18 protein-coding genes and 2 tRNA genes are annotated in these 20,208 nt (G+C 70.2%); 6 read left to right on the forward strand and 14 right to left on the reverse strand.

The window, feature by feature from the left end:
* The first annotated feature begins 111 nt into the window (after nt 1-111).
* Nucleotides 112-1,077, forward strand: coding sequence for a hypothetical protein (locus AB0B29_RS02390; protein ID WP_362232850.1), 966 nt, complete (start codon nt 112-114; stop codon nt 1,075-1,077).
* A gap of 66 nt (nt 1,078-1,143) precedes the next feature.
* On the opposite strand, the gene clpX is transcribed toward AB0B29_RS02390, so the two are convergent.
* The 5 genes from clpX to AB0B29_RS02415 form a co-directional block, all read right to left on the reverse strand.
* The gene (gene clpX, locus AB0B29_RS02395; RefSeq protein WP_086853897.1) at nt 1,144-2,430 is read right to left on the reverse strand and encodes an ATP-dependent Clp protease ATP-binding subunit ClpX; all 1,287 of its coding nucleotides are present in this window, start codon (nt 2,428-2,430) and stop codon (nt 1,144-1,146) included.
* Between the two features lie 180 nt (nt 2,431-2,610).
* A complete protein-coding gene (locus AB0B29_RS02400; protein ID WP_362232853.1) occupies nt 2,611-3,318 on the reverse strand; it encodes an ATP-dependent Clp protease proteolytic subunit in 708 nt (235 codons plus the stop codon).
* Between the two features lie 109 nt (nt 3,319-3,427).
* Nucleotides 3,428-4,033, reverse strand: a complete 606-nt coding sequence (locus AB0B29_RS02405) for an ATP-dependent Clp protease proteolytic subunit (protein WP_362233886.1) — start codon at nt 4,031-4,033, stop codon at nt 3,428-3,430.
* Nucleotides 4,034-4,371: 338 nt separating this feature from the next.
* Entirely contained in the window at nt 4,372-5,757 is a 1,386-nt protein-coding gene (tig, locus tag AB0B29_RS02410; RefSeq protein ID WP_362232856.1) for a trigger factor, read from the reverse strand.
* Between the two features lie 193 nt (nt 5,758-5,950).
* Nucleotides 5,951-6,027: transfer RNA gene (locus AB0B29_RS02415), tRNA-Pro, on the reverse strand.
* Between the two features lie 164 nt (nt 6,028-6,191).
* On the opposite strand from AB0B29_RS02415, the gene AB0B29_RS02420 reads away from it, so the two are divergent.
* Nucleotides 6,192-6,262 (forward strand) — tRNA-Gly (locus AB0B29_RS02420).
* Between the two features lie 107 nt (nt 6,263-6,369).
* On the opposite strand, the gene AB0B29_RS02425 is transcribed toward AB0B29_RS02420, so the two are convergent.
* Nucleotides 6,370-6,564, reverse strand: a complete 195-nt coding sequence (locus AB0B29_RS02425) for a hypothetical protein (protein ID WP_362232859.1) — start codon at nt 6,562-6,564, stop codon at nt 6,370-6,372.
* 226 nt (nt 6,565-6,790) lie between these two features.
* On the opposite strand from AB0B29_RS02425, the gene AB0B29_RS02430 reads away from it, so the two are divergent.
* On the forward strand, nt 6,791-6,994 hold the full coding sequence (locus tag AB0B29_RS02430) for a hypothetical protein (RefSeq protein ID WP_104779999.1): 204 nt from the start codon (nt 6,791-6,793) through the stop codon (nt 6,992-6,994).
* 132 nt (nt 6,995-7,126) lie between these two features.
* Here the strand turns inward: AB0B29_RS02430 and AB0B29_RS02435 are convergent, their stop codons facing one another.
* The 3 genes from AB0B29_RS02435 to AB0B29_RS02445 all read right to left on the reverse strand — a co-directional run bounded on the left by AB0B29_RS02435 (nt 7,127) and on the right by AB0B29_RS02445 (nt 9,575).
* Nucleotides 7,127-9,151 (reverse strand): outer membrane protein assembly factor BamB family protein, encoded by a 2,025-nt coding sequence (locus AB0B29_RS02435; protein WP_362233888.1) that lies wholly within the window; start codon nt 9,149-9,151, stop codon nt 7,127-7,129.
* Nucleotides 9,151-9,276 carry a hypothetical protein gene (locus AB0B29_RS02440; RefSeq protein ID WP_362232862.1) on the reverse strand — a complete coding sequence of 42 codons (126 nt, stop codon included), beginning with the start codon at nt 9,274-9,276 and terminating at the stop codon, nt 9,151-9,153. The genes AB0B29_RS02435 and AB0B29_RS02440 overlap by 1 nt, the downstream gene beginning before the upstream one ends.
* A gap of 104 nt (nt 9,277-9,380) precedes the next feature.
* Complete coding sequence (locus AB0B29_RS02445) at nt 9,381-9,575, reverse strand: hypothetical protein (RefSeq protein WP_003990237.1); 195 nt, start codon at nt 9,573-9,575, stop codon at nt 9,381-9,383.
* Nucleotides 9,576-10,199: 624 nt separating this feature from the next.
* Here AB0B29_RS02445 and AB0B29_RS02450 point away from each other — a divergent pair.
* A complete protein-coding gene (locus AB0B29_RS02450) occupies nt 10,200-11,384 on the forward strand; it encodes an acyltransferase family protein (RefSeq protein ID WP_362232864.1) in 1,185 nt (394 codons plus the stop codon).
* 15 nt (nt 11,385-11,399) lie between these two features.
* On the opposite strand, the gene AB0B29_RS02455 is transcribed toward AB0B29_RS02450, so the two are convergent.
* Both AB0B29_RS02455 and AB0B29_RS02460 read right to left on the reverse strand, forming a co-directional pair.
* Entirely contained in the window at nt 11,400-11,837 is a 438-nt protein-coding gene (locus tag AB0B29_RS02455; RefSeq protein ID WP_362233891.1) for an HD domain-containing protein, read from the reverse strand.
* A gap of 30 nt (nt 11,838-11,867) precedes the next feature.
* The gene (locus AB0B29_RS02460) at nt 11,868-13,046 is read right to left on the reverse strand and encodes a PP2C family protein-serine/threonine phosphatase (protein ID WP_362232867.1); all 1,179 of its coding nucleotides are present in this window, start codon (nt 13,044-13,046) and stop codon (nt 11,868-11,870) included.
* Between the two features lie 162 nt (nt 13,047-13,208).
* Here AB0B29_RS02460 and AB0B29_RS02465 point away from each other — a divergent pair, with 162 nt between their 5' ends.
* Entirely contained in the window at nt 13,209-14,459 is a 1,251-nt protein-coding gene (locus AB0B29_RS02465; protein WP_362232869.1) for a GNAT family N-acetyltransferase, read from the forward strand.
* 71 nt (nt 14,460-14,530) lie between these two features.
* Here the strand turns inward: AB0B29_RS02465 and AB0B29_RS02470 are convergent, their stop codons facing one another.
* Both AB0B29_RS02470 and AB0B29_RS02475 read right to left on the reverse strand, forming a co-directional pair.
* The gene (locus AB0B29_RS02470) at nt 14,531-15,340 is read right to left on the reverse strand and encodes an Fpg/Nei family DNA glycosylase (RefSeq protein ID WP_362232872.1); all 810 of its coding nucleotides are present in this window, start codon (nt 15,338-15,340) and stop codon (nt 14,531-14,533) included.
* A gap of 257 nt (nt 15,341-15,597) precedes the next feature.
* On the reverse strand, nt 15,598-16,083 hold the full coding sequence (locus tag AB0B29_RS02475) for a ribose-5-phosphate isomerase (protein ID WP_344453552.1): 486 nt from the start codon (nt 16,081-16,083) through the stop codon (nt 15,598-15,600).
* Between the two features lie 277 nt (nt 16,084-16,360).
* On the opposite strand from AB0B29_RS02475, the gene AB0B29_RS02480 reads away from it, so the two are divergent.
* Entirely contained in the window at nt 16,361-17,851 is a 1,491-nt protein-coding gene (locus AB0B29_RS02480; protein WP_362232875.1) for an amino acid permease, read from the forward strand.
* A 104-nt stretch (nt 17,852-17,955) separates the two neighbouring features.
* Here AB0B29_RS02480 and AB0B29_RS02485 read toward each other — a convergent pair whose 3' ends face one another.
* Complete coding sequence (locus AB0B29_RS02485) at nt 17,956-20,067, reverse strand: protein kinase domain-containing protein (RefSeq protein ID WP_436845768.1); 2,112 nt, start codon at nt 20,065-20,067, stop codon at nt 17,956-17,958.
* Nucleotides 20,068-20,208: the final 141 nt, after the last annotated feature.

Raw genomic sequence — 20,208 nt, forward strand, 5'->3', positions numbered from 1 at the left:
CCGTACCGAAACGCGTTTGCTTCGTAACGACCGGGGCCCCGATGCCATGCACACGGCGGGTCTGCGCCAGGATGTCCGGAACACACAAGCATCTGGAGGGGAACCCAGACCATGAGTTACAACCAGCCGGGCCCGTACGGCGGGCAGCCCCAGCAGCCCGGTCCGTACGGTCAGCCGGGCCCGTACGGCCAGCCGCCGCAGGCGCCCCAGCCCGGCTACGGCTATCCGCAGCAGGCCCCTCCGCCCCAGCCCGGTTACGGCTACCCGCAGCAGCCCCCGCAGGGCGTCCCGCCCCAGCAGGCTCCTTACGGCCAGCAGCCCCCGTACGGCCAGCAGCCGCAGCCGCCCTACGGCCAGGCCCCTTACGGCGTCCCCCAGCCTCCGGCCCCGGGCGGCGGCAAGAAGAAGACCGGCATCATCATCGGCGCGGTCGCGGTCGTGGCGGCGATCGGCGTGGGCGCGTACTTCGTCATCGGCGGGGGCGGCGGCGCGGGCGCCCTGGAGGACGACGGGCCGCACAAGCTGGCGACGCCGGCGAAGGTGCTGAGCGAGTACAAGCGCAGCACGAAGGACGGAGCGACCGCCGGCGCGGAAACGACGGCGGAGCTGGAGAAGAGCGGCGTCAAGAACGCCAAGTCCGCGACCGGCCTCTACTCCACGGTGGACCTGGGCGACTACGACCCGAACGATCCGGCGTCCGTGGCGAAGATGGCAACGGCCAAGACTCTCTCGGTGGCCGGCGCCTACGGTGAGATCTCCGACCCAGAGGCGACGCTGGACCTGTTCTTCGCCAACTTCAAGAAGTCGGCGGACAAGGAGTCCGCCACCGGATCCGGCAAGCCCGAGCTGGTCGGCGAGCCCGAGGCCGCGGACCTGGACGGCGCGGTCATGAAGTGCCAGTCGGTCAAGGGGCAGGACCAGGTGACCAAGAAAGACAAAACCAACTGGTTCTGCGCGTGGGCCGACTACAGCACCATCGCCATCGTGTCGCCGGGTGACGCGGCACAGGGCGTCACCAAGGACGTCGCGATCGACCTCACCACCAAGATCCGCCCGGAGATCCGCGTCAAGGCCTGACGACGGACGAAGGCACAAAGGGAAGGGCCCCGGTCGACGACCGGGGCCCTTCCCTTTACGTCTGTGTCACGCCGTCTTCTGCTCGCCCGGCCCCCGCCCCCGCGCGTCCCGCGGGATCAGCGTCGGGTTGACGTTCGACTGGACGACGTCCGCCGTGATGACGACCCGGGCCACGTCCTTGCGGGACGGGACCTCGTACATCACGCCCTGGAGGACTTCCTCCATGATGGCGCGCAGGCCGCGCGCGCCGGTCTGGCGGAGGATGGCCTGGTCGGCGATCGCCTCGAGGGCCTCGCGCTCGAAGTCCAGCTCCACGCCGTCGAGTTCGAAGAGGCGCTCGTACTGCTTGACGAGCGCGTTGCGCGGCTCGACGAGGATCTGGAGCAGGGCCTCGCGGTCGAGGTTGTGGACCGAGGTGATGACCGGGAGACGGCCGATGAACTCGGGGATCATGCCGAACTTGACCAGGTCCTCCGGCATGACCTCCTGGAACTGGTCCTTGGACTCCATCTCGCGCTTGGAGCGGATCTGCGCGCCGAAGCCGATGCCCTTGGCGCCGGCGCGGGACTCGATGATCTTCTCCAGCCCGGCGAAGGCACCGCCCACGATGAACAGCACGTTCGTCGTGTCGATCTGGATGAACTCCTGGTGGGGGTGCTTGCGGCCGCCCTGCGGCGGGACCGAGGCGGTGGTGCCCTCCAGGATCTTCAGCAGGGCCTGCTGGACACCCTCGCCCGAGACGTCGCGCGTGATGGAGGGGTTTTCACTCTTCCTCGCGACCTTGTCGATCTCGTCGATGTAGATGATCCCGGTCTCGGCCTTCTTGACGTCGTAGTCGGCCGCCTGGATCAGCTTGAGCAGGATGTTCTCGACGTCCTCGCCGACGTAACCGGCCTCCGTGAGGGCCGTGGCGTCGGCGATCGCGAAGGGGACGTTCAGCATGCGCGCGAGGGTCTGCGCGAGGAGGGTCTTGCCGGAGCCCGTGGGGCCGAGGAGCAGGATGTTGGACTTCGCCAACTCGATGGCGTCGTCCCGGCCGTTCGCCCCGCCGTTCTCGCCGGCCTGGACGCGCTTGTAGTGGTTGTACACCGCTACGGAGAGGGCCTTCTTGGCGGCCTCCTGGCCGACCACGTAGCCCTCGAGGAACTCGTAGATCTCGCGCGGCTTCGGGAGTTCCTCCCAGCGGACCTCACTGGTCTCCGCGAGCTCTTCCTCGATGATCTCGTTGCAGAGGTCGATGCACTCGTCGCAGATGTACACACCGGGCCCTGCGATGAGCTTCTTGACCTGCTTCTGGCTCTTGCCGCAGAACGAGCACTTGAGCAGATCGCCGCCGTCACCGATGCGTGCCACGGTGTGCTTCCCCTTCGCCTGGGAGACTCCTGGACGCGACGTCCAGCGGACTCCTGGTGCTGCCTTATGTCCGACGGTACCTTGCCGGGCCCCCCGTTCGGGCCCCCCTTGGCGCGGTTCGCTTTGACGTGAACCGAGCCAAACCGTGCCAAGGGGCGGCAGACGTTACAGCCTCTCGCCTCAACGCAGGCTCGAGTTGTCCATCTTCCGGGTGGTGATGATCTGGTCGATCAGGCCGTAGCTCAGCGCGTCCTCGGCCGTGAGGATCTTGTCGCGCTCGATGTCCTCGCGGATCTTCTCGACCGGCGTGGTGGAGTGCTTGGCCAGCATCTCCTCCAGCTGCGAGCGCATCCGCAGGATCTCGTTCGCGGCGATCTCCAGGTCGGAGACCTGACCGCGGCCGGTCTCGCTGTACGGCTGGTGGATCAGCACGCGCGCGTTCGGCAGGGCCATGCGCTTGCCTGGCGTACCGGCGGCCAGCAGGACGGCGGCGGCGGAGGCGGCCTGGCCCATGCAGACCGTCTGGATGTCCGGCTTCACGTACTGCATCGTGTCGTAGATGGCCGTGAGCGCCGTGAAGGAGCCGCCGGGGCTGTTGATGTAGACCGAGATGTCACGGTCGGGGTCCATCGACTCCAGGCACAGCAGCTGGGCCATGACGTCGTTGGCGGAGGCGTCGTCGATCTGGACGCCGAGGAAGATCACGCGCTCCTCGAAGAGCTTCGCGTACGGGTCGTACTCGCGAATGCCCTGGGAGGTGCGCTCGACGAAGCGGGGGATGACGTAGCGGGACTCGGCCTCCGGGCCGGTGTAGCGGCCCTGCGAGGCGCTCATGTCCTGCACGGCGTGCATACGGTCGTAGATCCCGCTGCCGGGGAACTGGTTCACGGTGTCTCCTGAAAAGGGCTGAGGCGGTCGGCTGGGGCTGTCTGGGGTCGCTGGGGCCCGGGAGGGCTCCGTGGGCCTCACGGGGCGCCACAGGCCCCGTGGGGACCGCTCAGGCCCCGGTGCCGCCGCCGCCCGGCATACCGGCGGCCGTGGGAATCACGTCGTCGATGAGGCCGTACTCCTTGGCCTCGAAGGCGTCGAACCAACGGTCGCGGTCCGAGTCGCGGGTGATCTGCTCGACCGACTGCCCCGTGTGCTGGGACGTGAGCTCGGCCATGCGCTTCTTGGTGTGCAGCAGCCGCTCGGCGTGGATCTTGATGTCCGAGGCCGAGCCGGCGAGGCCGGCGGAGGGCTGGTGGATCAGGATCTCGGCGTTGGGCAGCGCGAAGCGCTTGCCGGGCGTGCCGGCGCTGAGCAGGAACTGACCCATCGAGGCCGCGAGGCCCATGGCGATGGTCACCACGTCGTTCTTGATGTACTGCATCGTGTCGTAGATCGCCATGCCGGCCGTGATCGAACCGCCCGGGCTGTTGATGTACATGTAGATGTCCTTGTCCGGGTCGGCGGCAAGGAGCAGCAGCTGTGCGGTGATCTTGTTCGCGATGTCGTCGTCGACCGGCTGGCCGAGGAAGATGATCCGTTCGTTGAGCAGCCGGTTGTAGACATGGTCGCCGAGACCGCCACCGATAGAGGGCTCGCCGGCGGCTGAGGGCATCAGATTCGTCACGTATCCACCTGCTCGTCTTACGACGGCGCCGGGCCGTCTCACGTTTCCCTAGGGGCCTAGGAGCCGTTCGGGGACTCCACTGCCCTCGTATTCATGGACCCTAACGCGCGGGTCCCTTCGGGGAATCCCGGAGATGGGAGTGTTCGCCGGGGGCGTAGCGCTGCGCGGCAGGGCCGGGGTGTTTCGGGCCGTGGGCGGCTGCAGGGGCGTGGGGGCTTGTCGCGCAGTTCCCCGGGCCCCTGGGGTGCGCTGCCGTCCTGGGTGACAGGAAGGCCCCGGGGTGTGACACCCCGGGGCCTTCCTCACGAACTCACGGCGACCGGGGCTCAGCCCTCGGTCTTCTCCTCGGCGGACTCGGCCGGGGTCTCCTCGGCGGAGGCCTCGGTGGTGTCCTCGTCCTCTTCGTCGTCGAGGTCGATGACCTCGCCGTTGGTGTCCTTGACCGTGGCCTTCTCGACCACGACGGCCAGGGCCTTGCCGCGGGCGACCTCGCCGACCAGGAGCGGAACCTGGCCGCCCTCGACGACCGCCTGGGCGAACTGGTCGGGCGACATGCCGGAGGAGGCCGCACGCCGCATGAGGTGCTCGGTGAGCTCCTCCTGGTTGACGTTCAGCTTCTCCTGCTTGACGAGCTCGTCGAGGACGAACTGGGTCTTGATGCCCTTGACCGCGGCCTCACGGGTCTCGGTCTCGAACTCCTCCTCGCTCTTGCCCTGGATCTCCAGGTACTTCGCGAGGTCGAGGCCCATCTGGCCGAGCTGGTGGTGCTCCAGGTTGTGCTTGCGGGTGTTGACCTCGTCCTCGAGCAGCTTCTCGGGGACGGGGACCTCGACCAGCTCGAGCAGCTTCTCCAGGACGCGCTCCTGGGCCTGCGTGGCCTGGTCGTACTGCTTCATGTTCTCGAGGCGCTTGCGGCTGTCCGCACGCAGCTCCTCGATGGTGTCGAACTCGGAGGCGAGCTGCGCGAACTCGTCGTCCAGCTCGGGCAGTTCACGCTTGGCGACCTGGGTGACCTTGACGGTGACCTCGGCCTCCTTGCCGGCGGCCGAGCCGCCCTTCAGCTCGGAGGTGAAGGTGGCCTCGCCACCGGCCTCCAGGCCCTTCACGGCGTCGTCGATGCCGTCCAGCAGCTCGCCGGAGCCGATGGTGTAGGAGACGCCGTCGGCGACGCCGTCCTCCAGGACCTCGCCGTCGACCTTGGCCTGCAGGTCGATCGTCACGACGTCGCCGTCCTCGGCGGCACGCTCGACCGGGGCGGTGGAGGCGAAGCGCTCGCGCAGCTCCTCGACGGCCTTGTCGACGTCCTCGTCGGTGACCTCGACCGCGTCGACCTCGACCTCGATGCCGGAGAAGTCCGGGATCTCGATCGACGGACGGATGTCGACCTCGGCGGTGAAGTTCAGCGTCTCGCCGTCCTTCAGCTCCGTGATGTCGACCTCGGGCTGGCCCAGCACGCTGAGCTCGGCCTCGTTGACCGCGTCGGTGTAGAACTTCGGAAGCGCGTCGTTGACCGCCTCCTCCAGAACCGCACCGCGGCCGAACCGCTGGTCGATGACCCGGGCCGGGACCTTGCCCTTGCGGAAGCCCTTCACCGTGACCTGCTGGTTGATCTTCTTGTACGCCGCGTCGAGGCTGTCCTTGAGCTCCTCGAAGGGCACCTCGACAGTGAGCCGAACCCGAGTCGGGTTCAGGGTCTCCACGGCGCTCTTCACGGTTCGGTCTCCTTGTGGCTGACTTCTTGGTTTCTGCCGGGGCCAGAACGGCCCGGCGGATTTCGCCGCCCGGAGGACTTCAGACGATGAGACACACGGGCGTGCAGCTTGCATAGTAACGGCAGCGACTACAGCGCCCAAAAGGCGATCACATGAGTGATCCGATGGGCGATCACGCGAGGTGATCGGTGGCTGGTCGGGGTGGCGGGATTTGAACCCACGGCCTTCCGCTCCCAAAGCGGACGCGCTACCAAGCTGCGCCACACCCCGTCTGGTGCGACACGTAGGGTACATGCCGACGAGCGGTGTGGCCGCCGCATTTCCACCGCATCTCCGCCTCGCCGGCCCCGGCCGGAATGCGGTGTGCGGCCGGAGGGTCCGACCCGCTACGATGCATTCTGTGCCGCGGTCGCCCGACCTGCGGCGCGTGCTGTGCGGGCGTAGCTCAATGGTAGAGCCCTAGTCTTCCAAACTAGCTACGCGGGTTCGATTCCCGTCGCCCGCTCTCCATGGCTCAGGGCCAGGTCGGAGGATCATTCCTCCGCCTGGCCCTGAGTGTTTCCGGGGGCTGCTGGATCAGCGCGACCCGGCGGGTGCTGTGGCCCCTGTGCGTCATCGGTCTTCGTCGTCCGACGATGAGCCCCGTCGTACGGAGAACACCAGGACCCCGGCCAGCGCGAGGATGATCAGGACCGCGACCACCCCCCAGATCCCGGACACCCAACCCGCGCCGGTGTCCCGCTTGAGGGGCGAGAGGCCACCGGGTCCCACAGCGAGGAACCAACGCCCCGCATCCTCCAGATTCATGGGCGAAGCGTATGGCCGCCCATGGTCTGCCGCTACGGAGGGGGCGCGGCCCCTCCCTGCCGGGGGCTTTCGTCCGTCCGGGGGACCGTGGGCCTTGTCCGGGGCGCTCCGGATACCTCGTGCCGGTAGAGGGGCCACTATGGGGCTCAAGCAGGAGGCCCGCACCACCGAACGGGCTTGGCGGCGTGATCGGTGGGGCGGGCACCGAGTACCAGGAGGTACCGCTATGAGTGTGGTTCCCACCCGCTCTGTACTGTCAATCGCTCGCCCGAGGGACTGGGCGGCCCTGCTCGTCGTCATCGTGATCGTCTACGCCCCGGCGACACAGATCCAGGACATCCTGACCAGTCTGATCGCTCTGTCCGGGGTGCTCGTCTCGGGCTCGGCGGTGAGGGCCGTGTCGGCGCGGCATCCGCAGACGGCCGCCTGAGGTTCCCGTCGCCCGCCCCCCGTGGCTCGGGCCCGGTTCTCCGGAACCGGGCCCGAGGTGTTTCCCGGCACGGAGGAGGCCCGCGCGTTTCCGTTTCTCCGACGCGCTCGGATGCCCCGGCGCGTTCCCGGCTCAGAGGTCGCGTACGTCCACCGTGTAGACGGAGCGGATGCCATAGGGGACGTACAGGGCGTCGCCGACGAGCAGGGGCGACGCCCCGGAGGTGACGAGCATGCTGTCGGCCCGGCCACCGTCGTCGCGGCCGTCCCGGGTGTCCTCGACCTTGCCGCTGCGCGCGTTCAGCGCGGCCAGGCGGCCGCTGGGCGACGCGAAGTACACGCGGGTGGCCGAAGCCGTCGGCGGCCCCTGCCGCTCCAGGGTGGAGTTGGATTCCCACCGCGTGCGCCCGGTGAGCGGCGCGACGGCGCGGACGCCGCCGCTGCTGCGTGTGAAGTAGACGGTGCCGCGGGCCAGGTACGCCCTCGACCCCTCCGGCCGGGGCTTCGCCAGTCGGCGCACGGTGAGCTGGTGCGAGGCGACATCGATCAGCACGAGGCCTCGGGCCGTGGAGTAGCCGTCCGCGAGCACCAGACGTCCCCCGTGCCGGCCGAGCAGTTGCAGGGCGCCCTCGCCCTCGACGGTCCAGCTGGCCTTTCCGGTGGCCGGATCGAGCTGCGCGACGGTGGTCTCGGCGGCTTTCCCGCCGTCCGCCCTCGTGGTGCAGAGCAGGTAGGCGCGGTCGGCCGCCGCGTCCAGGACGCAGTCGCCGCCGTTTCGCGGCTCCGGCTGCCGCCAGCTCACCTCGCCCGTCTCGGCGTCCAGCAGGGCGTACTGGTCGCCCTGCGGCCCGTAGAAGGTGACGACGCCCTCGGGCACGGCCGTGGCAGCGCCCTGGGGTCGTTCGGGGGCTCTCGCCATCTCGCCGCTGCCGGTGGGGGTCCGCCATAGTTCCTTGCCGGAGTCGGCGGCCAGGGCGTAGACGGTGTAGCCGGACCCCACACCGCTCGTGCCCTCCCCGTCCTCGGACCCGTAGGCGTAGACACGGCCGTCGCCGGTGCCGATGAGTGCGCCCTCGTCGCCGGAGGCGCCGTCGGGGGTGGGGTCGACGGGGCGGCTCCAGGTGTTGCGGCCGTCGGCGAGACCGAAGCGGGTCGCCATGAGGTCGGAGCCGGCGCAGACGAGGGAGGCGCCGACGACGGAGCAGCCCTTGAAGGGGGTGTCCGTCCCGGCCAGGCCGCCCTCGCTGCCCGCGGGGGCCTTCGCGGTGGCGACCCACGGTTTCCAGCTTGCGGGGAGGTCGGCCACGCCCTTGGGAGGGTCGGCCACCTCGGCGGCGGACGAGGGCGGGCGGTCGTGGTCGCGGATCAGGGTGAGGGTGGTGGTGACGATCGCGGCGAGTGCGACGGCCGCGGCGGCCGAGATCAGCAGCAGTCCGTGCCGACGGCGGCTGCGGGTGCGCCCGGGCGACCGGGTCCCGGCTCCGAGCGGCCGTGCCCCGGGTCCGGGCGACCGTGTCCCGACTCCGGGCGACCGTGCCCCGGGTCCGGGCGGTACATCGGTCGCTGCGTGGTCCAGCCCTCCGTCCGCCGCGTCGTCCGCTCCGTCGTCCGCTCCGTCGTCCGTTTCGGCGGGCAGGGCGTGGGACGTCGTGCCCCGCTCGGTGCGGGCCGCGTCGGGCCGGGCCGTGCCGGCCGGCTCGGTCGGCCGCGCGCCCGGCCATGGACGCACGGGGCGGGGTGCCCCGGGGCCGGGCACGGTGAGCGTTCCGGGCGCGGCGCCTTCACGGAGCAGCGCGAAGAGTTCGTCCGCGGCGGGGCGGGACTTCTGGTGCTTCTCGAGGCAGACGCGGATGAAGGGGAGCAGTTCGTCGGGGACACCGGTCAGGTCCGGTTCACCCTCGACGACGCGCAGGGCCGTCTCGTACGGGCTCGGGCTGTCGAAGGGGCCGCGGCAGGTGGCGGCGTAGGTGAGGACCGAGCCGAGGGAGAACATGTCGGCTGCGGGGCCGACTTCCTGCGGGGAGGCGAACTGCTCCGGGGACATGAAGGGCGGGGTTCCCATGACGCGGCCGGTCTGGGTGAGGGCGTCCGAGGCGGCGAACTCGGCGGCGCGGGAGATGCCGAAGTCGATGACGCGGGGGCCGTCCTCGGCGAGCATCACGTTGGCCGGCGGCGGCCGGAGGCCGAGCGGGCCAGGTAGACCACGCCCATGCCACCGGAGCCGAGGCGGTCCTCGATCTGGTAGCCGCCCACCGTTGCCGGGTCGGAATCGCGCAGCGCCATCCCCGTACGTTCCCCCCCGTCACGCACCGTCCTGTGGTCGGGGCGAGCGTAACCGCCCGCGCCCAGGGCGCTCGGCGCGGGGCTGGGAGGGTGCGTCGTCCCGGTCAGAAGCTGATGGAGTTGATCGTCTCCGCTATCGAGTTGAGGAACCGCTGGATGTCGTCGGCCATGCCGGTCGAGGCGAGGAAGAAGCCGAAGAGGACCGCCACAATGGCGGGACCGGCCTTGATGGATCCGCCTCTCAGCAACACCACAAGGATGATCGCCAACAGCAGCACCACAGACAGTGAAATGGCCACAACTGATCACACCCTCGGTCGGTCCGCTCTCCCGGCCCGGGGACGCGACCCCGCGCACCCCGCCAGAACCATCGTGCCACCAACATGGCCGGGCTATGCGGGCGCTGACGCATCGACCACGGCCGTGTCGCCAGGTTCGTGTGTGAGCCGCCGGTGCGTGGGGACTCGACTCCGAGCAGTCGCACGGCAATTCGACGAGCCACCTGCGCAGGGAATTCGGCCGAATCGTTTCCGTCTCCACACAACCCGTTCGCAGCTATTTCGAATTGTTGGCACAGGGCCGCCAACGCCCGTGCGAAGCAGGGTCCGTAGAGGACGGAAGCGGACATTCCACTGGAGTCGCCTGCTGGACTTATGCGCCACTTAGTCCGGAAGTGTCATGACAAGCAGGGCCGGGACAGTACGTACAAACCGCCACCGTACGATGTGTTGGCCATCACGCCGACAGCGACGTCAACTACCCGTAATCCGGGGTACTCGCAGCGAATAGCCAGGAATGACGTCCGGCGTTTTACGAATACCTGCGCGGAACGCTAGGGTGCCTCAGATGTTCCACGCTGCCTCGTCCCCCGTACGCGCAGCGAGGTCCCGGATCGTCTCCCCGAGCTCCTGGTGGGAGGGTCTGTGACGAACTCGCTGCGACCGAACGGCGACCGCAGGGCGCCACTTCCCCCGGCACACGCGCCGGCCGACGGAGTGCCGAGCCCCCGCTCGCCGCAGAGCACGCAGAAGAAGCAGAACGGCAAGCAACGCGACGCGTTCTTCGACAACGCCAAGTACCTCGCGATCGTGCTGGTGGCCATGGGTCACGCCTGGGAGCCGCTCAAGGGCGACAGCCGGATCCTCGAGGCCGCCTACCAGGTCGTCTACGCGTTCCACATGCCGGCGTTCATCCTCATCTCCGGCTACTTCTCGCGCAGTTTCGATATGCGGCCCGACCGGCTGAAGCGCCTGATCACCGGCGTGGCCGTGCCGTACATCATCTTCGAGACGGCCTATCCGCTCTTCAAGCGGGTCATCGACAACGACCCGCACCAGGAGATCAGCCTCCTCGACCCCTGGTACCTGACCTGGTTCCTGGTCGCGCTGTTCATCTGGCGCCTGACCACCCCCATCTGGAACCTGGTGCGCTGGCCGCTGCCGCTCGCGCTGGGGATCGCCATGCTGGCGACCGTCACCCCGGAGATCGGCGACGACCTCGACCTGCAGCGCGTCCTGCAGTTCCTGCCGTTCTTCGTGCTGGGACTGGTCATGAAGCCCGAGCACTTCCACATGGTGCGCCGCCGTTCGGTGCGGATCGCCTCGGTGCCGGTGTTCGCCGCCGCCCTGGCCTTCAGCTGGTGGGCGGTGCCGCGCATGAACACCGCGTGGTTCTACCACCGTGACGCCGCCCAGGAACTGGGTGCCCCGTGGTGGACCGGCCCGGTCATGGTGCTCGCGATGTTCGGCTGCTCCCTGGTGCTGACCGCGTGCTTCTTCGCCTGGGTCCCGCGCCGCCACATGTGGTTCACCGCCCTCGGCGCCGGCACGCTCTACGGCTACCTGCTGCACGGCTTCCTGGTGAAGGCCGGCGACTACCGGGGCTGGTTCGAGGCGTCCTGGCTGCACCAGCCGGCCGGTGAGATCGCCGTGACCGTCCTCGCGGCCGCCGTCGTGACGGTGCTGTGCACCAAGCCGGTACAGCGCGTCTTCCGGTTCGCGATGGAGCCGAAGATGGACTGGGCCTTCAAGCGGGACGCGGCCGAGCAGGCACGCGAACGCCAGAGCGCCGAACGGCGCGAGCGGGAGCGCGAGAAGGTCAACGCCTGACCCGCGAAGCAGGGTTCATCCGACGAGACCGAGAAGTGCGCGCATTCGCGCGTACTTCTCGGTCAGTCGTTCACGGGTCGCCTCGTCCAGCACTGCGAGTCGCGCCGGGTCCGCGTTGTGCGCCAGGTCCGACTCCTTCACCAGCAGCGCGCCGGGCGTGGCGAGGATCCGCGCGGCGTACGCCTCCGGCGGCTCCCCCGCCCTCTTGGTGACCGCGAGCACGATGTCCTTCGTACGGCTGCTCAGGGCGGCCTCGCGCAGCCACTGCGCGGACAGGGCGTCGTCCTCCACGGCGTCGTGCAGCCAGGCCGCCGCGATCTGCTCCTCGTCGCCGCCCCGCGCCCGTACGCCCTCCGCCACGGCCTGGAGGTGCTCCGCGTAGGGCCGTCCCGCCTTGTCGGTCTGGCCGGCGTGCGCGGCGCGGGCGGTGGCCTCGACCTGGGCCGGGGTCATACGGGTTGTCTCGCTCACCGCTCCAGTGTCTCAGCGGTTCGCGGCGGCCGTCGGTCCCTCGCGGCAGATCAGCAGCAGGGCCCGGTCGTCGTTGACGTCCTTGGCCACGGCCTCGATGAGATGCCAGGCGGCACCGTGGAAACCGCCGGCCACATAGCGGTCGGCCTCTCCGGTGAGGCGGTCGATGCCCTCGACGATGTCGCGGTCGGCGGTCTCCACCAGGCCGTCCGTGAACAGCATCAGCACGTCACCGGGCCGCAGGGAGCCCTTCACCGGGTCGAACTGGGCACCGTCGTACACCCCGAGGAGCGGGCCCTCGGCGGCCTTCTCCTCCCAACGGCCGGTGCCGGCGCTGAGCTGGAGACCCGGTGGGTGGCCCGCGGAGTAGAGCTCGTAGTCGCCGGAGTCCAGGTCGAGGACCAGGTGGATGGAGGTGGCGAAGCCCTCGTCCCAGTCCTGGCGGAGCAGGTAGCCGTTCGCGGCGGGAAGGAAGGCGTGCGGCGGGAGGGAACCGAGCAGGCCGCCGAACGCGCCGGACAGCAGCAGGGCGCGGGAGCCCGCGTCCATGCCCTTGCCGGAGACGTCGGTGAGGACGACCTCCAGCGTACGGCCGCCGTTGGTGCGCGCCGCCACCACGAAGTCGCCCGAGAAGGACTGGCCGCCCGCCGGGCGCAGCGCCATCTCCCGGTGCCAGCCGTCCGGCAGGTCGGGCAGCTTGCTCTGCACCCGGATGCGTTCGCGCAGGTCGAAGAGCATGGTGCCGCCGCGCCGCCAGGGCACACCGACCCGGCTGCGGAACTGGGCCAGCAGCAGCCCGAAGAAGCCGCAGGCCGCGACCACGAGCACGACACCCGGGGTGACCCGCGACGGGCCCTCCGTGTACGGGCCGAGCCGCACCGACTCCACGATCAGTGCCGTGGCCGCCGCCGCGTACAGGCCGAGCAGGCTGGCGGGCCGCAGCAGCAGGCCGCCGACGACGACGGGCAGCACCAGCGCGGCGGGTGAGAACCACACCGAGTTCGCCAGCGTGGCCGCCGCGATCAGCGGGACGGTCAGGAGCAGACCGGCCAGGGCGATCCAGTCCGAGCCGTTGCCGCGGAAGTAGTCCACGGCGGCCCGGCGCACGCCGACGCGGACCCGGTGCCACTGCTTCTTCAACCGGGCCGTGAACGTCTCGGCTTCCGCGCGCCGCTCTCGTCCTGATGCCATTAGTTCGGGACCCTATCCATCGGACCAGCCCCTTGGCACGGGAGGTCCCACTTGTCCCCCGTCCGAGGGCCGACATCACAGTGAACTTCACCGTGCTCAGCCTTGCCGCCGCCCGTCGGAAATTGCCTCGCCGGGCCCGCATCGCCCTGGTAGGCATGCTTCATGGCAACTGACGCGAACGGCCTTTCGCCCGGTCTGCGAGTCCTGCGGCCAGACGATTGGGACAAGTGGTACGACGCCCTGCTCCGGGGCTTCGGAGGGGTGCCGGAGGCCGCCGAGGAGCGGGAGTTGTGGCGCTCGCTGACCGAGTGCGACCGTTCCCTCGGCATCTGGGACGGGGACGAGTGCGTGGGGACGGCCGGGGCGTTCGGCTTGCGGCTGACCGTGCCCGGCGGCGCGTCACTGCCGGTCGCGGGCGTCACGATGGTCAGCGTCGCCGCCACGCACCGCCGGCGCGGTCTGCTGACGTCGATGATGCGGCGGCAGCTGGACGATGTGCGTGCGTGGGGTGAGCCCCTGGCGGTGCTCACCGCGTCCGAGCCGGCGATCTACGGGCGGTTCGGATACGGCAATGCGACCCTGTCGTTGGCCGCCGAGATCGACACGACCCGGGTGGAGCTGTCGGTGCCGGACGGTACGGATGACGTACGGGTGCGGTACGCGGTGCCGGCCGATGTGCTCGACGTGTGCGAGGCGTTGTACGCCCGGCTGGTTCCGGCGCGGCCCGGGATGCTGGCCCGGCGGCCCGGCTGGGAGCGGCTGGGGGTGCTCGATCCGGAGAGTGAGCGGGGCGGGGCGTCGCCCTTGCAGTGCGTGCTCGCCGAGCGGGACGGGGAGACGGTCGGTTACGCGCGGTTCCGCGTCAAGCCGGAGTGGGAGTTGGCCGGGTCCAACGGCACGGTGATCGTGACGGACTTGGCGGCGCTCGACCCCGCGGCGGACGCGGCGCTGTGGCGTTTCCTGTTCGGGATCGACCTGACCTCGAAGGTGACCGTGCGGTCGCGTCCGGTGGACGACGCGTGGCAGTACCTGGTGTCCGACCAGCGACGGTGCCACCCGTGGTTCCGGGACTCGCTGTACGTGCGGCCGGTGGAGGTGGGCGCCGCGCTGGAGGCACGGACGTATCAGGCCCCGGTGGACGTGGTGTTCGAGGTGGAGGACGCGTTCTGCCCCTGGAACGCCGGGCGTTGGCGGCTGACCGGGGACCCGAAGGGTGCGTCCTGCGAGCGTACGACGGATGCGGCGGATGTCGCCCTGTCCGTACGGGAGTTGGGCGCGGCGTACCTCGGGGGTGTGTCGCTGGCCTCGCTGGCGGCGGCGGGGCGGGTACGGGAGATCCGGCGGGGCGCGTTGGCGGAGGCGTCGCTCGGGTTCGGGACGACCGTGCCGCCGTGGCTGCCGCACGGGTTCTGAGGGACGCCGCCCGGCTGTTCAGGGCGTTGCACCGGGGCGCTCGCTGCGTCAGGGGCTGCTCGAGGCGCTTTTCAGGGGCGTTGGCAGGCCGGGCACCAGAAGAGGTTGCGGGCGGCGAGGTCGGCGGTGCGGATCTGGCCGCCGCAGAGGTGACAGGGCAGGTCGGCCCTGCGGTAGACGTACACCTCACCGCCGTGGTCGTCCACGCGCGGGGGGCGGCCCATCGCCTCCGGGGTGTGTTCCGGGCGGACGGTGTCGATGCGGTTGTTGCGGACGCCCTCGTGCATGAGGGCGACGAGGTCGGTCCAGATCGCGTGCCACTCGGTGGGGGTGATGTCCTTGCCGGCGCGGTACGGGTCGATGCGGTGCCGGAAGAGGACCTCCGCGCGGTAGACGTTTCCGACACCGGCGATGACCTTCTGGTCCATGAGGAGGGCGGCGATCGTCGTACGGCTGCGGGTGATGCGGCGGTAGGCGGTGTCCGGGTCGGCGTCGTCGCGGAGGGGGTCGGGGCCGAGGCGGTCGTGTATCGCCTGCTTCTCCGGGGGCGTGATGAGGGCGCAGGTGGTGGGGCCGCGGAGGTCGACGTAGGTGGTGTCGTTGGCCAGGCGGAGGCGGACGGTGTCGGTGGGGGGCGGTTCGGGGGCCGGGCCGAAGGTGACCTTGCCGAAGAGGCCGAGGTGGATGTGGATCCAGTCGGTGTCGCGAAAGCCGAGGAAGAGGTGCTTGCCGTGGGCTTCCGTGTGGGTGAGTTCGGTGCCGGTGAGGAGGGTGGCGGCGGGGGTGAACTTGCCCTGGGGGCTGGTGGTGCGGGGTTTCGTGCCGAGGAAGGCGGCGGCGTAGTCCTGGGCGAGGCGGTGGATGGTGTGGCCTTCCGGCACGGTTCTCCCTCAGATCATGGCCTTCGCCTTTGCCCATCGGGCCGGTGGTCGTGAGAAGGCTGAGGTCGCGGGGCTCGGCCCCGGGCCCCGGCTTTCGCCCACCCGCCCGCCCCGGTCGCTCACGAGGCTGAGGTCGCGGGGCTCCGCCCCGGACCCCAGGCTTTGCCCACCCGCCCGCCCGACACGGTCGCTGGAGAGGCCCGGGCCGAAAGGCCTCGGGGCTCCGCCCCGGGCCCCTGGATCGCCGGGCCGACGGGTTACTGCTGGGGGTGGTGCGGGGGGATGGGGGGCAGGTCGCCGGTCGTTTCGTAGGACGACAGCATGTCGATGCGGCGGATGTGACGTTCGTCACCGGAGAACGGGGTGCCGAGGAAGGTCTCCACGAACTTCGTGGCCTCGTCCTGGGAGTGCATGCGCGCGCCCACCGCGACGACGTTCGCGTTGTTGTGCTGGCGGCCGAGGGACGCCGTCTCCTCGCTCCAGGCGAGGGCCGCGCGGACGCCCTTGACCTTGTTCGCGGCGATCTGCTCGCCGTTGCCCGAGCCGCCGATGACGACGCCGAGGGCGTCGGGGTCCGCGGCCGTGCGCTCCGCCGCACGGAGGCAGAAGGGCGGGTAGTCGTCCTGGGCGTCGTAGATGTGCGGGCCGCAGTCGACGGGGTCGTGACCCGCCGCCTTCAGCCACTCGACGAGGTGGTTCTTGAGTTCGTAGCCCGCATGGTCCGAGCCGAGGTACACGCGCATGGCACGAGTGTGACACGGGTGTTTCGGGGAAGGCGCGCGGGGTGGCGCTCACAAAAACCTTGGGCGAATGTGAGCCCGATTACGGAACCTCAGGAAAACCTCAAGTAACAATCTGGATTCAGAGGTTCTCCTATTCGTTCGCCTCCGATTCACTGGACCGGCTCGTACACCGCTCGTACGGGCCCCCCGTGCACCGCCATGCCGCGAAACACCCCGTTCGTGCGGCTCGCGGGTTCGCGCGGACGTACAGCTCCCCGGCGCAAAGGAAATCCGTTCCATGACCTCGCAGCCGACTCTGAACAAGACCGGAAACGACCCCGGAGGGCCCGGAGACCCCGGAGCCGCGGGCTCCGGGCTGCAGGCCGGGCTCAAGAACCGGCATCTTTCGATGATCGCCATCGGCGGTGTCATCGGCGCCGGCCTCTTCGTGGGGTCCAGCTCCGGTATCGCCACCGCCGGGCCCGGCATCCTGCTGTCGTACGCACTCGTCGGCACGCTCGTGGTGCTGGTGATGCGGATGCTCGGTGAGATGTCGGCCGCCAACCCCACCTCGGGTTCCTTCTCCGCGCACGCCGACCGGGCCCTCGGGTCCTGGGCCGGTTTCTCCATCGGCTGGCTGTACTGGTTCTTCTGGGTCGTCGTGCTGGCGGTCGAGGCGACCGCCGGTGCGGTGATCCTGGAGGGCTGGATACCGGCCGTGCCCCAGTGGGGCTGGGCCCTGATCGTGATGCTGGTGCTGACCGCCACCAACCTGGTCTCCGTCGGCTCCTACGGCGAGTTCGAGTTCTGGTTCGCGGGCATCAAGGTCGTCGCCATCGCCGCGTTCATCGTGATCGGCGGACTGGCCGTGTTCGGGGTGCTGCCCGGTGTGGACAGTGAGCAGGCCGGGGTGAGCAACCTGACCGCACACGGCGGCTTCCTGCCCAACGGCGCCGGCGCCATCCTGACGGGTGTGCTGCTCGTCGTCTTCTCCTTCATGGGCAGCGAGATCGCCACCCTGGCCGCCGGTGAGTCCGAGAACCCGCGGCAGGCCGTCACCAAGGCGACCAACAGCATCATCTGGCGTGTCGCCGTCTTCTACCTCGGCTCGATCGCCGTCGTCGTGTGCCTGCTGCCGTGGGACAGCAAGTCCATCACCAAGGACGGCTCCTACGTCGCCGCGCTGGACTCCCTCGGCATCCCGCACGCCGGTCAGATCATGAACTTCATCGTGCTGACCTCGGTGCTGTCCTGTCTGAACTCCGGTCTCTACACCGCCTCGCGCATGGCCTTCTCCCTCGGCCAGCGCGGTGACGCGCCGAAGGCCTTCGCCCGCACGACCTCCAACGGCGTGCCGCGCACGGCGATCCTCGCGTCCGTCGCCTTCGGCTTCGTGGCCGTGTTCTTCAACTACAAGTTCCCGGACTCCGTCTTCCTCTTCCTCGTGAACTCCAGCGGCGCGGTCGCCCTGTTCGTGTGGCTGGTGATCTGCTTCTCCCAGCTGCGCATGCGGAAGATCATCAAGGCCGAGGCGCCCGAGAAGCTCGTCGTGAAGATGTGGCTGTACCCGTACCTGACCTGGGCGACTGCCGCGCTGATCGTGTTCATCCTCGGTTACATGCTCACCGACACCGAGCACGACGGACGTCAGACCATCCTGCTGTCGCTGCTCGTCGCGGCGGTGGTGCTCGTCATCGCCTTCGTGAAGAAGGGGCTGCGCGGGGAGCGCACGGCTCCCGACGCCCCGCAGGCCCAGGGTGAGGAGCGCAGCGAGGTGTCGGCCGGCTGATCCTCCGGTCTCTCGCCGCTCGCCGTTCGTCGTTGACGTGAGCGAGGGCCCGGGGTGCGTGCGCAGGCACGCGCCCCGGGCCCTTTCGTTTGCCCGCAGCCGGCCTACAGCACCGTGAAACTGTCCCTGACCTTCTCGTAGGTGGCGAGCGCCTCCTGCTCGATCTCCTCCTGGTACCAGGTGTTGACCTGGTACGACTTGCCGGTCACGTTGAAGCCGAGCAGGTGGGCGTGCCAGTGGACGCCCTTGAGAGTGAACGTGTACTCCCAGACCACCGCCGGGTGGCCGCGGAACGTCGTCTCCTCCAGGCGGATCTTGCGGTAGTCCTGGCCCTGGTGGGCGTTGCGCTCCGAGGTCTGCCAGGTCTCCAGCAGGTCGCCGCGGGCCAGGGAGGACTTGCCGACCAGTTCCTGGGAGCCGTCCGGGGAGGTGTAGTGCACCTCCGCGCCCGTCTTCACGTCCCGCCGCCAGCCGTCGGGTGTCGCCCAGGCGAACCCACCGGCCTCCCGGTGCGTGCCGGGCGGGAGGGTCTGCGGCCTGGTCGTGCCCTCGACGGTGGGTGAGGGGGTGGCGTCTGCGGTGGTGTCCCCGGTGGTGGCTCCAGTGGTGCCGCCGGTGCCGCCGGTGGTGGCCGGTACGGACGCCGAGGACCCCGCGCGGGGAGTCTCGTCGCCGTCACCGGGCGTGCCGGATGACGTCGCCAGCAGGATCGCCGCGACGGTACCGGCGGTGGCGAGGGCGGCCGCCGCGGCGGTGAGCGCCGTACGGCGTCGGCGAAGTGGGCGGGGGTGCGGGTGGGGGTGCGGGTGGGGACGGGGAGCGGCCGGGACGGCCGGCCCGGGGAGTGCGCCCGGCGGCATCGGCAGGGGGGCGGGGTGGGGGCGGCACTCGGTCTCCGCCTGTGCGCGGGTGAGGGAGACGGGGGTCTGGGAGCTCGCGGACGTCTGGGTGGGTGCGGTGTGGGGGTGCTGGTGCGGCTCCCGGACGGGAGCGGGACTGCGGGGGTCCGGGGGCGCGAGGAGGTAGGCGGGGGTGGGCGATTCGGGTGCCGGTACCGGGTGGGGTGTCCGCGACCGCGGCTCCGGGGCTGCTCCTCGTCCGCCGAGGGTGGCCGGCGCGAACTCCGGAGGAGGCGCGGACTCCTGCGGGGGCGCGGGCTGCCGAGGGGGCTCGGGCTCCGGAGGGGGTTCGGGCTTCTCGCCCGCTGCGGGCTCCGGCCCCCTGGCCGGCACGGACAACGCTCCCGCCGCAGACTCCGGCCCCCGTCCCCGCAGGGACAACCCCCCTGCCACAGAGCTCGGCTCCGGCTCCGGCCCCCGTTCCGGCGCCGCGTCCCCCACCGCCACGGTGGGTGTCGGAGCCGGGAACGCCACCTGCTCCAGTGCCGTCTGCAGAGTCTCCAGGTCCGGACGGGCCGACGGCTCCTTGGCCAGCAGGGACGCCAGGATGTCCCGCAACGGTCCCGAGGTGGCGGGGAGTTCCGGCTCCTCGTACAGGACCGCGTGCAGGGTCGCCAGTGTGGTGCCGCGGGAGAACGGGGAGCGGCCGCCCAGGGCCGCGCAGAGGGTCGCTCCGAGGGACCAGATGTCCGACGGTGGGCCCTGGGGGCGGCCGGAGATGCGCTCGGGGGCCATGTAGTCGGGCGAGCCGACCAGCATGCCGACCATGGTGAGCGCCTTCGCGTCCTGGATCGCCGCGATGCCGAAGTCCGTGAGGACGACGCGCCGTCCGGGGCCGGAACCGTTGCCGCGTCCGGAACCGTCGCCCATGCCCCGTCCGGATCCGTTGCCGTTGCCGCGTCCGGAACCATTGCCGTTGCCGCGTCCGGTTCCGGCCATGTCGTCCGCGTGCTCCACGAGGACGTTTCCGGGCTTGATGTCGCGGTGCAGCACGCCCCGTTCGTGCACCTGCCGCAGCGCCGCGACCAGACCGAGTCCCACGCGGGCCGTCTCGCCGGGGCCCAGCGGGCCCGCCTCCGCGAGGAGCCGTTCCAGGGAGCGGCCCGTCACCAACTCCATGACGATCCAGAGCCGTTCGCCCTCGTCGACCACGTCATAGACCCGTACGACGTTGGGGTGGTCGATCCGGGCCGTCGCCCTGGCCTCGCGCAGGGTGCGTTCACGGCGGGTCCTGCTGTCCTCCGCGTCGAGCCCGTCGATGCGCATTTCCTTGACGGCGACCAGCCGGTCGAGCATTTCGTCGACGGCTCGCCACACCCGCCCCATTCCCCCCTGGCCGATACTCTCGACCAACCGATAGCGCCCCGCCACCAATACCCCTGGAACACCACCGTTGTTCGCATTCCCCGGCAATTCGCTGCACCCCCTCCACGACGCCGTGACCGGCTCCAGTGAAAC

The organism is Streptomyces tibetensis (assembly GCF_040647715.1).
Classification (GTDB): domain Bacteria; phylum Actinomycetota; class Actinomycetes; order Streptomycetales; family Streptomycetaceae; genus Streptomyces; species Streptomyces tibetensis_A.